The sequence below is a fragment of the Streptomyces anthophorae genome (assembly GCF_049310305.1).
Taxonomy (GTDB): domain Bacteria; phylum Actinomycetota; class Actinomycetes; order Streptomycetales; family Streptomycetaceae; genus Streptomyces.
Window position 1 is genome coordinate 8,936,376 of sequence record NZ_JBLWQQ010000001.1, and the last position, 13,033, is coordinate 8,949,408.

16 protein-coding genes are annotated in these 13,033 nt (G+C 71.7%); 8 read left to right on the forward strand and 8 right to left on the reverse strand.

Annotated elements, in window-relative coordinates:
* Position 1 precedes the first annotated feature (1 nt).
* Positions 2 to 412 carry a hypothetical protein gene (locus tag ACNYS0_RS40845; protein WP_422481657.1) on the reverse strand — a complete coding sequence of 137 codons (411 nt, stop codon included), beginning with the start codon at positions 410 to 412 and terminating at the stop codon, positions 2 to 4.
* A gap of 438 nt (positions 413 to 850) precedes the next feature.
* Positions 851 to 1,402 (reverse strand): hypothetical protein, encoded by a 552-nt coding sequence (locus ACNYS0_RS40850; protein ID WP_422481659.1) that lies wholly within the window; start codon positions 1,400 to 1,402, stop codon positions 851 to 853.
* 178 nt (positions 1,403 to 1,580) lie between these two features.
* Here ACNYS0_RS40850 and ACNYS0_RS40855 point away from each other — a divergent pair, with 178 nt between their 5' ends.
* The 4 genes from ACNYS0_RS40855 (at position 1,581) to ACNYS0_RS40870 (ending at position 4,650) form a co-directional block, all read left to right on the forward strand.
* Entirely contained in the window at positions 1,581 to 2,162 is a 582-nt protein-coding gene (locus ACNYS0_RS40855; RefSeq protein WP_422481661.1) for a TetR/AcrR family transcriptional regulator, read from the forward strand.
* Positions 2,163 to 2,209: 47 nt separating this feature from the next.
* The gene (locus ACNYS0_RS40860; protein WP_422481663.1) at positions 2,210 to 2,890 is read left to right on the forward strand and encodes an HD domain-containing protein; all 681 of its coding nucleotides are present in this window, start codon (positions 2,210 to 2,212) and stop codon (positions 2,888 to 2,890) included.
* A gap of 61 nt (positions 2,891 to 2,951) precedes the next feature.
* Positions 2,952 to 3,884 (forward strand): hydroxymethylbilane synthase, encoded by a 933-nt coding sequence (gene hemC / locus ACNYS0_RS40865; RefSeq protein ID WP_422481665.1) that lies wholly within the window; start codon positions 2,952 to 2,954, stop codon positions 3,882 to 3,884.
* 121 nt (positions 3,885 to 4,005) lie between these two features.
* Positions 4,006 to 4,650, forward strand: a complete 645-nt coding sequence (locus ACNYS0_RS40870; protein ID WP_422481667.1) for a LysE family translocator — start codon at positions 4,006 to 4,008, stop codon at positions 4,648 to 4,650.
* Between the two features lie 26 nt (positions 4,651 to 4,676).
* Here the strand turns inward: ACNYS0_RS40870 and ACNYS0_RS40875 are convergent, their stop codons facing one another.
* Positions 4,677 to 5,621, reverse strand: a complete 945-nt coding sequence (locus ACNYS0_RS40875) for an amidohydrolase family protein (protein WP_422481669.1) — start codon at positions 5,619 to 5,621, stop codon at positions 4,677 to 4,679.
* Positions 5,622 to 5,679: 58 nt separating this feature from the next.
* On the opposite strand from ACNYS0_RS40875, the gene ACNYS0_RS40880 reads away from it, so the two are divergent.
* Entirely contained in the window at positions 5,680 to 6,213 is a 534-nt protein-coding gene (locus ACNYS0_RS40880; RefSeq protein WP_422481671.1) for a MarR family winged helix-turn-helix transcriptional regulator, read from the forward strand.
* Between the two features lie 42 nt (positions 6,214 to 6,255).
* On the opposite strand, the gene ACNYS0_RS40885 is transcribed toward ACNYS0_RS40880, so the two are convergent.
* From ACNYS0_RS40885 to ACNYS0_RS40895, 3 genes are all read right to left on the reverse strand, one after another.
* Positions 6,256 to 7,683, reverse strand: coding sequence for an MFS transporter (locus ACNYS0_RS40885; protein ID WP_422481673.1), 1,428 nt, complete (start codon positions 7,681 to 7,683; stop codon positions 6,256 to 6,258).
* The gene (locus ACNYS0_RS40890) at positions 7,680 to 8,267 is read right to left on the reverse strand and encodes a TetR/AcrR family transcriptional regulator (RefSeq protein ID WP_422481675.1); all 588 of its coding nucleotides are present in this window, start codon (positions 8,265 to 8,267) and stop codon (positions 7,680 to 7,682) included. Before ACNYS0_RS40890 ends, ACNYS0_RS40885 begins: the two co-directional genes overlap by 4 nt.
* Positions 8,268 to 8,339: 72 nt before the next feature.
* A complete protein-coding gene (locus ACNYS0_RS40895) occupies positions 8,340 to 8,915 on the reverse strand; it encodes a TetR/AcrR family transcriptional regulator (protein WP_422481677.1) in 576 nt (191 codons plus the stop codon).
* Positions 8,916 to 8,977: 62 nt separating this feature from the next.
* On the opposite strand from ACNYS0_RS40895, the gene ACNYS0_RS40900 reads away from it, so the two are divergent.
* The gene (locus ACNYS0_RS40900) at positions 8,978 to 9,973 is read left to right on the forward strand and encodes an SDR family NAD(P)-dependent oxidoreductase (RefSeq protein ID WP_422481679.1); all 996 of its coding nucleotides are present in this window, start codon (positions 8,978 to 8,980) and stop codon (positions 9,971 to 9,973) included.
* Here the strand turns inward: ACNYS0_RS40900 and ACNYS0_RS40905 are convergent.
* The gene (locus ACNYS0_RS40905; RefSeq protein WP_422481681.1) at positions 9,963 to 10,601 is read right to left on the reverse strand and encodes a LysE family translocator; all 639 of its coding nucleotides are present in this window, start codon (positions 10,599 to 10,601) and stop codon (positions 9,963 to 9,965) included. The two genes, ACNYS0_RS40900 and ACNYS0_RS40905, sit on opposite strands and share 11 nt — an antisense overlap.
* Positions 10,602 to 10,724: 123 nt before the next feature.
* Here ACNYS0_RS40905 and ACNYS0_RS40910 point away from each other — a divergent pair, with 123 nt between their 5' ends.
* Both ACNYS0_RS40910 and ACNYS0_RS40915 read left to right on the forward strand, forming a co-directional pair.
* Positions 10,725 to 11,564 carry an enoyl-CoA hydratase/isomerase family protein gene (locus ACNYS0_RS40910; RefSeq protein WP_422481683.1) on the forward strand — a complete coding sequence of 280 codons (840 nt, stop codon included), beginning with the start codon at positions 10,725 to 10,727 and terminating at the stop codon, positions 11,562 to 11,564.
* A gap of 67 nt (positions 11,565 to 11,631) precedes the next feature.
* Positions 11,632 to 12,063 (forward strand): PPOX class F420-dependent oxidoreductase, encoded by a 432-nt coding sequence (locus ACNYS0_RS40915; protein WP_422481685.1) that lies wholly within the window; start codon positions 11,632 to 11,634, stop codon positions 12,061 to 12,063.
* A 23-nt stretch (positions 12,064 to 12,086) separates the two neighbouring features.
* Here the strand turns inward: ACNYS0_RS40915 and ACNYS0_RS40920 are convergent, their stop codons facing one another.
* The gene (locus tag ACNYS0_RS40920; protein WP_422481687.1) at positions 12,087 to 12,998 is read right to left on the reverse strand and encodes an SDR family oxidoreductase; all 912 of its coding nucleotides are present in this window, start codon (positions 12,996 to 12,998) and stop codon (positions 12,087 to 12,089) included.
* Positions 12,999 to 13,033 lie beyond the last annotated feature (35 nt).

Here is a 13,033-nt window from a genome sequence, read left to right on the forward strand (position 1 = left end):
CTCATAGGGCGCTGCTCCGCGCCGAGTTGACCCGGCACGTGGGCCAGTGCCGGGCGCCGCGCGACACGAACCCTTCGGCGCAGCACGCGGTGTAGAGCTCGGCGAACGCGTCCGCGGACAGCATGCAGCCCTTGCCATGGGCGTAGCCGCCCGAGAGGTGCGCGAGGCGACAGCACTCGACGGCTGTGTCGAGCTCCTCGACGATCGCCGCATGCCGGGCCCGCTCGCATTCGGAGAGGAGTGTCTGGTGCTCGGCGTAGGACCGCAGCGCGGACCGGACGAGCACCGCGGCCAAGCACAGGCCGGGCAAGCAGTGCCACGGGGCTTCGGTCATGCCGATGTGGACGGCACCGACGGTGAGCGCGGCCGCGGCGAAGAGGTGGGCGCGGGCGGTGCGGAGTGCGCGGGTCATGATCAGTCCTCACAGGCGCGACGTTCGAAGCAGTGGCATTCGCGGGCGCAACGGTGGGAGAGCTCGTAGGGGCAGGGTGGGCAGCAGCGGTGTTCGTGGCAGTCGTGGCGGAGGGTGCCGGTGCAATCTTCGTGTTGCATCGTGTTGCTTCTCGGGGGCCGAGGTGGAGGGTTCTGGTGAGGATGGCCGGATCGACTCCGCAGTGGTTGAACAAGGGCGCGCCCTTGCTCGCCCGGTGGTGAGCAGGAGCGCGCAGGCAGGCGGCCGGACGGGCAGCGCGTCGTCGAGGTGCCGGCCGTGTCGGACGGCTTCGCCCGTGTGGCTGGTGTCGGCCACGGGCGGGTGGCGGCCGCTTCCGGGACCACGGAGACGGCCGTCCTCGACGTCGAGGACGGCCGGTCGGGGGTGGACGGCGCCGAGGGATCGCGCTCGTCCGCCTCAGCGCCGCAGACGGAGCGCGGAGACGAGGAAGAACACACCGCCGAGGAAGGCGTATCCGGCCAGGTTGGTCAGCGACGCGCCGTCCTTCGCCGCCTGGGCGACGAACGAGGCTCCGGCGAGGGCGGAGATGCCGCCGCTGGCGATCATCGGCCACTGTCCGCCCATGCCGCGCCGCAGGACACCGACGGCCAGTTGGACGAGGCCCGCGGTGATGGCCCAGGCGCCCCACACGCGCAGCACGGACGGGATGCCGGAGGAGACGGCCGCGATCAGCCCCGCGGTGGTCAGGACGCTGAGCGCGATGTTCGCGTAGAGGCCCAGCACCGGCCCGCGGTCGGCCCTGGCCGAGCGGACGTCGACGATCGCGCAGGCCACGTCGAACAGGGGATAGAGCACCAGCAGCGTCTTGCTGAGGGGCCCCAGGCTGTCCGCGCTCGCGAACAGCAGGCCGGCCCATACGGCGGCGAAGGCGAAGCGGAGCAGGTACAGGCGGCGCAGCGACGCGACGGGGTTCGTCGTGGGGGCGGGCGTGGAGACGACGGTTTCCATGAGGATCCCTTTCGGAGGGCGGAGAACAAGCGGAGGAAAGCGGAGAAGGAGGCGTGGCACGCCCGCGGCGTTCGACCGAGGGAGAACGTTCGGTCTCTTTCCTCTTCTCATCTAAAGCCGTCCACGGCCCGTCGTCAAGACCGAACGTTCTCCCTCGTATGCCTGGTACGGTGGCGCCATGAGCGCGAGCACGACAGGCGGCAGGACGTCCGAGGCGCGGACGCGGCTGCTCTCCACGGCGACCCGCATCTTCTACACCGAGGGGATCCACTCGGTCGGCGTGGACCGGATCATCGAAGAGGCCCAGGTCACCCGGGCCACGCTGTACCGGCACTTCAAAGGCAAGGAAGACCTTGTTCTCGCCTACCTGCAACAGGCCGACCAGGGCATCCGCGGCCAGGTCGAGGCCGTCCGCGCCCAGGAGCTGCCCGCCCCCGACACGGTCCGCGCCGTCGCCCGCACGATCACCGAGGGCATCCGGTCCACGGGCTTTCGCGGCTGCGCCTTCCTGAACGCCGCGGCCGAGTACCCCGACCCGTCCCACCCGGTCCACCAGGCCGTGCTCGCGCACCGGCAGTGGTTCCTGGAAACCGCCGTCGAACTGCTCGACCAGGCCGGTTGCGCGCCCGCGGACGCGGCAGGGCGGCACTTCGTGATGCTCCGGGACGGCGCCATGGCCGCCGGCTGCCTCTTCGACCCCGGGCTCATCTCCGAGACGTTCCTGCACGGGGTGGAAGGCATCCTGCGCCCTGCGTCCTGAACGGGGCGCGCCGCCGTGTGTCGGCCCACGCATGCCACGATGGCGGCATGAGTCACGACGAAGGCGTGAGTGGCGTGGGTGACGAGCGCCGCGGCCTGCTCGCCGACAAGACGCCCTTCCCCGAAGGCCTCGACGACCGGCTGCGGGACCAACTCACCTTCCTCGTCGAGGTGGATCAGCTCAAGACCGTCCTCCGGCAGTCGCCGCTGGCCGCGGCGGAGCGCCGCGAGAACGACGCGGAGCACTCGTGGCACCTGGCGATGATGGTGCTCGTCCTCGCCGAGCACTCCGACCGTCCCATCGATGTCGGGCACACCGTCCAACTGGTGCTCCTGCACGACCTGGTGGAGATCTACGCCGGCGACACGCCCCTGTACGACAGCGCCGCGGGCCGCGACCAGGAGGAGCGGGAGAGTGCCGCGGCCGACGAACTGTTCGGGCTGCTGCCCGCGGACCAGGGTCGGCGCATGAGGGCGCTGTGGAACGAGTTCGAGGAACGGCGCACCCCTGAGGCGGTGTTCGCCAAGGCGATGGACCGGCTCCAGCCCCTGCTCCTCAACTGGATGGCGCGCGGCGGCACCTGGCGCACCCCTGGCGTCACCGCCGACGACGTCCGCGCCCGCAAAGCGGTCATCGGGGACGCGTCCACGTCCCTGTGGCAGGCCGGGCAGCGACTCATCGACGAGGGCGAGGCGCGCGGCTGGTCGCGGCGGTCCGGGCCGCGCTGAGTGCGGTCGCTCCGCGCACGGGTGTCGATTCCCGCGACGCCGAAGGGGCTATCGTGTCGGCATGTCAGCCGAGTTGATCCGTATCGTCTCCCGTTCGTCGCCGATGGCGCTGGCCCAGGTGGAGCGCGTCCGCGCCGAACTCGCCGCGCTCCACCCCGGCATCCGTACCGAGGTCGTGCCGGTCACGACCAGCGGTGACAAGTGGATGGGCGACCTGTCGGTGCTCGGCGGCAAGGGCGCCTTCACCAAGGAGGTCGACCGGGCGCTGCTCGACGGCCAGGCCGACCTCGCCGTGCACTGCCTCAAGGACATCCCGGCGGACCGGCCGCTGCCGGAGGGCTGCACGTTCGGCGCGTACCTCAAGCGGGACGACGTACGGGACGCCCTGATCGACCCGGCGGGCCGCACCCTCGACGAGCTGCCCGAGGGCACCCGCGTCGGCACGTCCTCGGTTCGCCGAGTCGCCCAACTCGCTGCCTCGCACCCGCACTTGGAATGCGTCCCGATGCGCGGGAACGCCAACCGCCGCATGGAGAAGATGGCGGCGGGCGACGCGGACGTCCTGCTCCTCGCGCTGTCCGGCCTCGAGCGGATCAACCGCACCGACGTCATCACGGAGGTCCTCGCGCCGGAGCGGATCTGCCCGCCGATCGGCGCCGGAATCCTGGCGTTGCAGTGCCGCGAGGACGACGAGTCGACCCTGGAGGCGGTGACCGGGCTCGGCGACCGCGACACTTGGCGCGAGGCGACCGCCGAGCGAATGTTCCTGCACGTCCTTCAGGGCCACTGCAATTCACCGATCGCCGGTTACGCCCGTGCTGAGCGCTCCGGCGACCTGTCGCTGCGGGGCTGCGTGTTCACCCCCGACGGCAAGCGGGTGCTGAATGCGCAGGAGTGGGCGGGCCCGTTGGACCCGGCGACGCTGGGGATGTCGGTGGCGGTCGCGCTGCTGCGGCAGGGGGCGCGGGAACTGATCGACGGGATTCCGCACTGAGGCGCTGAGGCACTGAGGCCCTGAGGGCTGGTGAGGGCTGGTCCGATCGGCGGACTCTCCCGATCGCGTAATCTGTGGCACGGATGTTCGGGTGTCCGGTGAGTGACCAGGAGGGTGACCGGTGATCAGTGCGACCGCGGTCGGGGGAGTGGCCCTGATCGAACTGGGCATGGCGCTCACTCCGGGGCCGAACATGATTCACCTGGCCTCGCGCGCGATCACCCAGGGCCGCCGGGCGGGCCTGGTCAGCCTGAGCGGGACCGCCGTCGGCTTCGTGGCCTATCTGCTGGCCGCGGCCGCGGGGCTGTCCGCGCTGTTCGCCGCCGTGCCGGTGGCGTACCTGGTGGTCAAGCTGGCCGGCGCCGCGTACCTCGCCTACCTGGCCTGGAGCATGCTCAAGCCCGGCGGGCGCTCGCCGTTCGCCCCGGCGGGGGACCTGCCTCCGGTGTCCGACGCCCGGCTGTTCTCGATGGGGCTGCTGACCAACCTGCTCAACCCCAAGATCGCGCTCCTGTACGCCGCGCTCTTGCCCCAGTTCCTCGATCCGCACGCCGGGCCCACCTGGGGGCAGCTGCTCCAACTCGGCGGCGTACAGATCGTCGTGGGGATGACCGTGAACACCCTGATCGTGCTGGGTGCCGCACGGGTCTCGGGATTCCTGGCCGCCCGCCCCCGCGCCATGACCGCACAGCGGTTCACGGCGGGCGGACTGCTCGGCGTCTTCGCGGTGCGCACCGCGCTGTCCCGGGCGCCGGTCTCCGGCTGAGCGGCCCCCGCCGGTGTCGCGCGCGGTCAGCGGGCGAGGCGGGGAAAGAGCGCCTCGGCGTTGTCGCGGTCGATGGCCTTCGCCTGCCCGGGCGTGAAGTCGGGGTACGACGTCAGATACCGGTTGTAGTAGGTTCCGGCTTCCTGCGGGGCGAAGGGCCAGTCGCTCCCGTAGAGGACGTGGCCGGGCTCGGCGAAGGCCAGCAGAGCGGGCAGGGCGCTGGGGCTCGCGGACAGCGCGGTGTCGAAGTAGAACCGCTTGAGGTCCCGCAGGACGTCCTCCTCCGTGCGGTCCGGGTCGACGACCATCGAGGTCAGCCCGGTGAACCGGTAGGCGGCGTACGGAAGGAAGCCGCCGCCGTGGGAGAGGATCACGCGCACGTTCGGGTACCGGCTCATGACGCCGTTGAGCACCAGGTTCAGGGCGGTGCGGGTGGTGTCGAAGACGTAGTCGGCGAGCGGGGCGGGGGTGCCCGGGAGCAACGGCATCGGCGGCTGGGCGGGGTGGACGAAGACGTTGGCCGCGCGGCGGTCGAGCTCCGCCCACAGCGGCTCGAAGTCCGGGTCGCCGAGGTAGCGGCCATGGGCGTTGGACATCAGCACCACGCCGTCGGCGCGCAGGGTGTCGAGCCCGTGGACGGCCTCGGCCACGGCGGCGTCGACATCGGGCAGCGGAACGCTCGCGAAGTGGCCGAAGCGGTCGGGGCGGTCCTTGACGACTTCGGCGCCGTACTCGTTGACGGCGCGGGCGAGGTCACGGGCGGCAGCGTCGCCGTCCAGGTGCACGCCGGGCGCGGTGACGGACAGGACGCCGGTGGCGATTCCCTGCTGATCCATCATCGCGATCGCGCTTTCCGGGGTCCAGGACGGGATGGCCCAGCCGCCCGAGTCCAGGCCGCGTGAGTCGAGGGCCCGCGCCCAGACGGGCGGGACGAGGTGCTGGTGGACGTCGATGCGGGCGGGAAGGTCCATGGTGGTTAGCTCCCTATTGGTTAGCCTGCTAACAGATTCATTTAGTAAGCTAACGGTCATGGGAGACGTGGGCAAGCGCGCAGGTGGAGAGCAGCGGGACGACGGCAGTGACGAGGCGGGCGTGGAGGAGCTGGCGCGCGCCGCCGACCAGCTCTTCTACGCCATGCGTCGGTCTCGTGCCGCGTCCGTCGGCCAGTCAGGGGCCGGTCTGTCCATGTCTCAGGTGGCGATGCTGGAACCGCTGGTGGGGGACGTCCGGGGGGAGGGGGTATCGGTCGGGGCGCTCGCCGCGGGCGCGGAGGTCAGCGTCCCCACTGCCACTCGTATGCTCAAACAGCTCGAGGCCGACGGAGTGGTCACGCGGCGGCGCTCCGAACGCGACGAACGGCAGGTCCTGATCCGCCTCACCGAGGACGGCGCCGACCGGCTCGCCGCCATGCGGGCCGAACTGAGGGCGCGCCAGTTCCAGGCCCTGGCGCACTTCACGCCCGCGGAGCGCCATGCGCTCGCCGCCCAGCTCCAGCGGCTCGCAGGCGTCATCGGCGACACCGCGTCGCGCTCGACGGTCGGAGGCAAGGCGGCGCAGGGCTGACGTGTGGGAGGTGCCGGGCTCGCCGTCGCCGCCTTGGCCGCCCTAGGGTGCTCGCGTACGCGCCCGGGTCACGCGCTGCGCCGCACCGGCGGGAAGTCGAACGGCGGCCGCGCAGGTGAGGAGCAGCAGGACCGCGAGTGCCGTCAGCGTCACGCCCATCGATGCCACGAAGTCCGCGCCGGTCGCGAGGAGCGTCGTCGCCGTCGCCACGCCGAGCGTCGGGCCCACGTTCATCGCCGTCTGCTGGAGGCCTCCCGTCACCCCGGCCGCGCCGAGGTCGGCGTGGCGGACGAGCGATTCGGTCGCGGCGACCATCACCGTGCCGAAGCCCGTTCCCATCGCGAACGCGCAGACCGTGATGGCCAGTTGGGGCGATGACGTGTCGAGGCGGCCGAAGCCGAACACCCCCGCCGCCAGGAACAGCATCCCGCCCGATGTCGTCGCCCGGCTCCCATAGCGGCGCAGCAATACCGGGGTGAGCGGCGCCGCCAGCACCATGCACAGGGCGGCGGGCAGCATGCGCAGCGCCGTGCCGAGCGGGTCGAGGCCGAGCACGTCCTGAAGAAAGTACGTGGCCGTGAACAGCGTGCCGAACAGGGCCGCCGACGCCGTCAGCAGGATGGCCAGCGCGGGGGCGACGGCCGGTGACGCGAGCAGGGCGGGTGGCAGCAGCGGGTCCGCCGTGCGGCGTTCGTGCGCGACGAAGCCCACCGCGGACGCACCCGCACCGGCCGCGAACAGCGTCGTGCCCGTCGTCCACCCGGCTCCCGGCAGCCCGGCCAGCGTCGCCACCAGGCAGCCGAGCGCCACGGCGAGCAGCAGCGCGCCGCCCGGATCGAGCCCGACGGCGCGTGGTGCGGGCGCAGCCGTCCGGTCATCGGCGGGTACGCCATCGGGTCGCTCGAGGACGGCGTCCCGGCGCGCCGCCAGGACGATCACGGCGATCACGACGGCGGGCAGCACCCCGAGGAAGAACACCGAACGCCAGCCCAGTTGGGCCGTGAGCGCCCCGCCGACCAGCGGGCCCGCGGCTGCCGCGACACCGATCGCACTGGTGCGCAGCGCGATCGGCATGCCGAGCGAATCGGCCGCGTAGGCCGCCCGCAGCATGCCGAGCGTCGCCGGCTGGAGCAGTGCGCCGCACACCCCCTGGAGCATGCGCAGCCCGATCACCCAGCGGATGTCCGGCGCGAAGCCGATACCGGCGGAGGCCGCCGCGAATCCGAGCGTCCCGTACCCGAAGAGCCGCGCGTGCCCGTAGCGGTCACCGAGCCGCCCGGCGAACACCAGCAGGCTCGCCACCGCGATGAGATAACCGGTGCTGGTCCACTGGACCTGTGCGAGGGAGGCGCCGAGGTCGTCCTGGAGCGCGGGCTGGGCGACGGTCAGGACCGTGCCGTCGAGCGCGACGAGGACCGCGCCGACGACACTGCCCGTGAGCGTGATGCGCCGACGAGCGGAAGCGTTCATCGGGCTGCCGGGCCCAGATGGGCGTCGAGCACCGTGGCCAGCAACGGCTCGATGTCCTCGGCGGCGACGGCCAGTTGGAGGCTTCCCCAGCCCCACAGTTGGGCGACGCCGTGCAGATTCGCCCACAGTGCGCCGGCCAGGAGGGCGGGTTGACTGTCGGGCCGGGCGGCGGCGACCAGCTCCGTGAGAACTTTGAACAGCGGAAGGCTGGTCTCGCGCAGACCCAACTCGCCGCTCTCCAGCAGGTCGTGACGGAACATCAGCTCGTACATGCCGCGGTGTCGCGCGGCGAAGTCGAGATAGGTGCGGGAGAGGGTGGCCACCTGGGTGCGCGGGCCCTGATCGCTGTCGGCGAGCGCTCGCGTGACGCACTCGCCGAGGTCTTCGAAGCCGCGCCGTGCGATGGCCGACAGCAGTTCGAGGTGGGTCGGGAAGTAGCGGCGGGGCGCGCCGTGCGAGACACCCGCCCGTCGGGCGATCTCGCGCAGCGACAGCGCTGCCGCGCCCTCTGTGTCCACGAGTGCCACGCCGGTGTCGATGAGGCGGTCGCGGAGGCTGTCGCCGGTGGAGCGGTTCGTCTGCATAGACACTGTCTACCGGATGGCGGTAGACAGTGTCTACTGACTTGAAGGTGTGCGTGCGTGCCTGTGTCGTCCTCAGTGCACCAGCAGCGAGACGGCGGTCCTCATCCGGGCCACGTAGAACTCCCGAGTCCGGGCCTGCTGCTTGAGGCCGATCGATGTGCTGATCAATGTCTGGGCGACGGCGGCAGGGGCGACGGGCTTCCGCGCCGACTCGTGTGTCGAACCGTGGGTGATCGCGTCGGTGATCAGTTCCTCGAAGCGGCGTGGCGCGGTTTCGGTGATCTCGCCGAGGACGTGCGGGTTGTCCTCGATGGCCGCGGCGATGTCGCCCGCCAGCGGGCCGATGTACCGCCCGGTCCATCGGTCGAACGCGTCCACGAGGCGGTCGGACAGAGGGCGGTCGGTGTCGGCCAAGGTGTGCTCGATCGCGTCGAGGTCCTGTTCCAGGGTGCGGGTGGCCGCGGCGCGGAACAGGGACTCCTTCGATGAGAAGAGGAAGTAGAGGCCCGGCCGGGAGATGTCCGCGGCCCGCGCCACCTCCTCCATCGAGGTCTTCCGGTATCCGAATCGCGCGAACGTGGCCATGGCGGAGTCCAGGACCCGGGATCGGCGGTCGGTGTCAGGGGTGGCGGCGTCGGGGCTGCTCATGGACTGATCGTAGGAGCGGTATGCGAACTATACAAACACTGTGCAGTGCGTATAGTCGTCGCATGGCTGACCGTGTTCTCATCACCACGCCCTTCACCGCCTCCAGCACCGCCGATGAAGTGCTGCGCGGCGTCCATCTCGCAGGTGTCCGCGCGGTCGTGACCGGAGCCTCCTCCGGGCTCGGCGCCGAGACGGCGCGTGCGCTGGCCGCCGCGGGGGCGGAGGTGACGCTCGCAGTCCGTGACGTGGTCGCGGGAGCGGCCGCCGCCGACCGGATCGCGCAGGCGACCGGTGGGACCCGGCCGCGGGTCGTCCGGCTCGACCTTGCTGATACGGGCTCCGTCGCGGGGTTCGTCGACACCTGGGACGGGCCGCTCCATCTGCTGATCAACAACGCGGGCGTGGTCACCGGAGGTCTCGAACGCACCCGTGAGGGCTGGGAGTTGCAGTTCGCGACGAACCACCTCGGCCACTTCGCCCTGGCCGTCGGGCTGCGTGGCGCGCTGGCGCGAGGAGCGGACGAGCGCGACGGGGCGCGGATCGTCGCGGTCAGTTCCACGGCACACATGCGTGCCGGCGTCGACTTCGCCGACCCGCAATTCGAGCGTCGTGCATACGGCCCGCAGCTCGCCTACGCCCAGTCCAAGACGGCGAACTCGCTCTTCGCCGTCGAGGCGAGCCTTCGCTGGGCGTCCGACGGCATCGTGGCCAACGCGGTGAACCCGGGTGGTGTCGCCACAGGGCTGCAACGGAACTTCACTCCGGAGCAGAAGGCGTCGCTCGACGCCGCCGAGGCCGCGGGTGTCTTCACGTACAAGACGGTCGAGCAGGGCGCCGCCACCGGCGTCGTCGCGGCCGTTGCCCCGCAGTTCGCCCACACCGGAGGCCACTACCTCGACGACGGGCGGGAGGCGTACACCGTGCCGAACGACGCCGAACTCGCGGACCACCCGCACGGTGTCAAGGAGTGGGCGCTCGATCCTGCGGCTGCCGAGCGTCTCTGGGGCGTCTCGGCCGCTCTGCTCCGCCAGGCGACGGGTACGTCGTTCAGTCGCTGAGGGCGAGCCGGACTCCGAAGCCGGCGATGACGGTCCCGGTGATCCGGTCGAGCAGGCGACGGGCGCGAGGCCTGCGCAGCCAGCCGTGCAGCACGCGGGCGGCCCCGATGAGGACGGCCGACCACACCAGGCCGATGAGGATGTGCACCGCGGTGAGCAACAGCCCCATGGCGAAATGCCCGGTGCCAGCGGGGACGAACTGGGGCAGCACGGCGACGTAGAAGGCGCCCATCTTCGGGTTGAGGAGGTTGGTGAGCGTCCCCTGTCGCCAGCCGCCCGCCACCGAGTCTTTCCCCGAGAGCAGCTCCGAGTCGTCGATGTCGGCCGCGGGCAGGCCCCGGAAGGTCTCCCGCAGCATGCGGACACCCATCCAGACGAGATACGCGGCGCCGACCCAGCGCAACGTCACGTAGGCGAGGTGCGAGGCCGTCAGGAGCGCGGTGACTCCCAAGGAGGTGAGTGCGCCCCACAGGAGGGTGCCGGACTGGATTCCGAGGACGACGCCCCAGGCTCTTCTGCGCCGGCCGAGGGCCGAGGTGCGCAGGATCAGGGCGGTGTCGAGACCGGGAGTGAGAGTGAGAAGCCCTACGACGAGGGCGAAGGACCACAGCGAGGTACTTATTGCCATGGAAGGCCAGCGTACGACAATGCCGATACGACCTGCGCACTCGCCCCTGCCGGTGGCCCGGGTGCACGGTTCGACAGGCGCACGTGTCTTCAGGATGCGGCCCCCTGCCGCTACCCTGCGCGGATGATCGACACGATCGACACCCGCATCCCCGAAGGCGACGAGCGGCGGATGCGCCTCGATGTCGGGAAGGACGGCGTCGGTGTGCTCACCCTGTGCCGTCCCGCCAAGCTCAACGCCTGGAGTTGGGAGTCGAGTCGGCAGCTCGGTGTCATGGCCGACCGGATCCGGTTCGACGACCGGATACGGGTGGTGCTCCTGCGCGCCGAGGGGCGGGCCTTCTGCGCCGGGATCGATGTCACGGCGCCCGGCGGGGGCATCGAGGGGGAGAGCGGTTCCGCGCGGCACCGGGCGTACTACGAAGGCATCCGGTGGGTGCACGAGCGCTTCGCCGCGTTCGCGGGGCTTCCGCAGCCGGTGGTCGCCGCCGTCCAGGGGTACTGCCTGGGCTTCGGGTTCGAGCTGGCGCTCATGGCGGATGTGCGGATCGCGGCCGACGACGCCGTGTTCGCGCTGCCGGAGGCGCAGTTGGGCGTGGCCGTCGACGCGGGCGGGGATCTGCGGATCGCGCGGGAGGCGGGGGCCGGGTGGGCGAAGTTCCTCGCGCTGACCGGGCGGCGCATCGACGCGGATACCGCACACCGGCTCAACCTCCTCCAACAGGTCGTACCGGTCGACGAGTTGGAGCGCGCCGCGCGCGAGGTGGCCGCCGAGATCGCCGGAAACGCGCCGCTCGCCGTGCAGTCCGTCAAGCGCGACATCGACGCCTACGCCGACACGGGACTCGACGCGGCGCTCGACCGGGTCGCCATGAGCGCGGCGCTGACCCTCACCTCCGAGGACGCGACCGAAGGGTTCACGGCGAAGGCGCGGCGCAGGCCGCCGGAATACCGGGGCGCGTGAGATGTTCGCAAAGGTGTCGGCGGAGCGCGTCGACGCCGCAGCGTCCGTCCCCGCCCGAAAGGTGACCATGACCTCCGCACCCTTCGATCCCCGCACCCTCCTCGCCGAGAGCAGGCTCGGCGTCCTCGCCACGCTCAAGGCCGACGGCCGGCCGCAGCTCTCGCCGGTGCAGCCGTTCTACGACCCCGAGACCGAGACCCTGTACGTGTCGATGACCGAGGGCCGCGCCAAGACCGCGAACCTGCGCCGCGACCCCCGCGCCGCACTGGAGGTGACGGACCCGGACGGTCGGGCCTGGGCCACCGCCGAGGGCGCCGTGACGCTCGTCGGGCCGGGCACCGACCCCAAGGGGCCCGAGGTCGAGGCGCTCGTCGAGTACTACCGCAAGGCGGCCGGTGAACACCCGGACTGGAACGAGTACCGGTCCGTGATGGTGTCCGACCGCCGGGTGCTGATGGCGATGGCGGTGGACCGTGTGTACGGGCAGCGGCTCGGCTGATCGGCTGATGTCCCGCGGCGCGGTCACGGTGCGAACGGGCCGCGCCCCAACTGCTCCCGCACCGGTATCACCGGATCGTTGACCAGGGCGCGCCGCTGCCAGTTCGCGCCGTCCACCACCAGCGTGTGGCCGCTGACGAACCGGGCGTAGGGCGAGGCGAGGAACGTCGCCGCCCAGCCCAACTCCCTTGGCGCGCCCACCCGGAGCGCGGGCTGGCGGGCGGCCGGGTCCTCGGCGCGGTCGAGGTTCCCGCGGATGTCGGGCGTCATGTCCTCGTGCGGCATGAGGCCCGGCACGAGGCCGTTGACCTGGATCCCGTACGGGCCCCACTCCACGGCGAGCGTCTCCACCAGGTTCTTCACCCCCGCCTTCGCCGCCGAACTGTGCGCGTAGCCGGGGCCGCCCGTCCACGCGTACGACGCGCCGATGGCGATCACCGAGCCGGGCGTGCCCGCGGCCAGGTGGCGGCGGCCGAACTCGCGGGTCATGAAGTACGTGCCGTTGAGCGTGATGTCGACGACCGAGCGCCAGCCGTTCGGTGACAACTCCTCGGCCGGTACGGGGAAGTTGGCGGCCGCGTTGTTCACCAGGACGTCCGGTGTCCGACCGTGCGCCGCGATCGCCGCGTCGAAGACCTCCGTGATCCGGGCCGCGTCCCGGATGTCGCAGGTCGCCGCCGTGATCAGTCCCGCGCCCTCGACCGCCTGCAACTCCTCGCGCGCGGGCGCCAGATGCTCCGACTTCCGGCTGACGATCATCACGTCGGCCCCGAGCCGTGTGAACTCCGTGGCGACGGCCCGCCCGAGCCCCGTCCCACCCCCGGTCACCAGCACGAGCCGGCCGTCGTAGGTGTCCGGCGGCAGCGCGGACGCGCCGAGCGGGGGAGGGGCGGGGAGGCCGCGCGGGGCGGACGAGGAGTGCGTCATGGCGCACATGGATACCTCCTGAACGCTCAACCTTCCATGCCCAG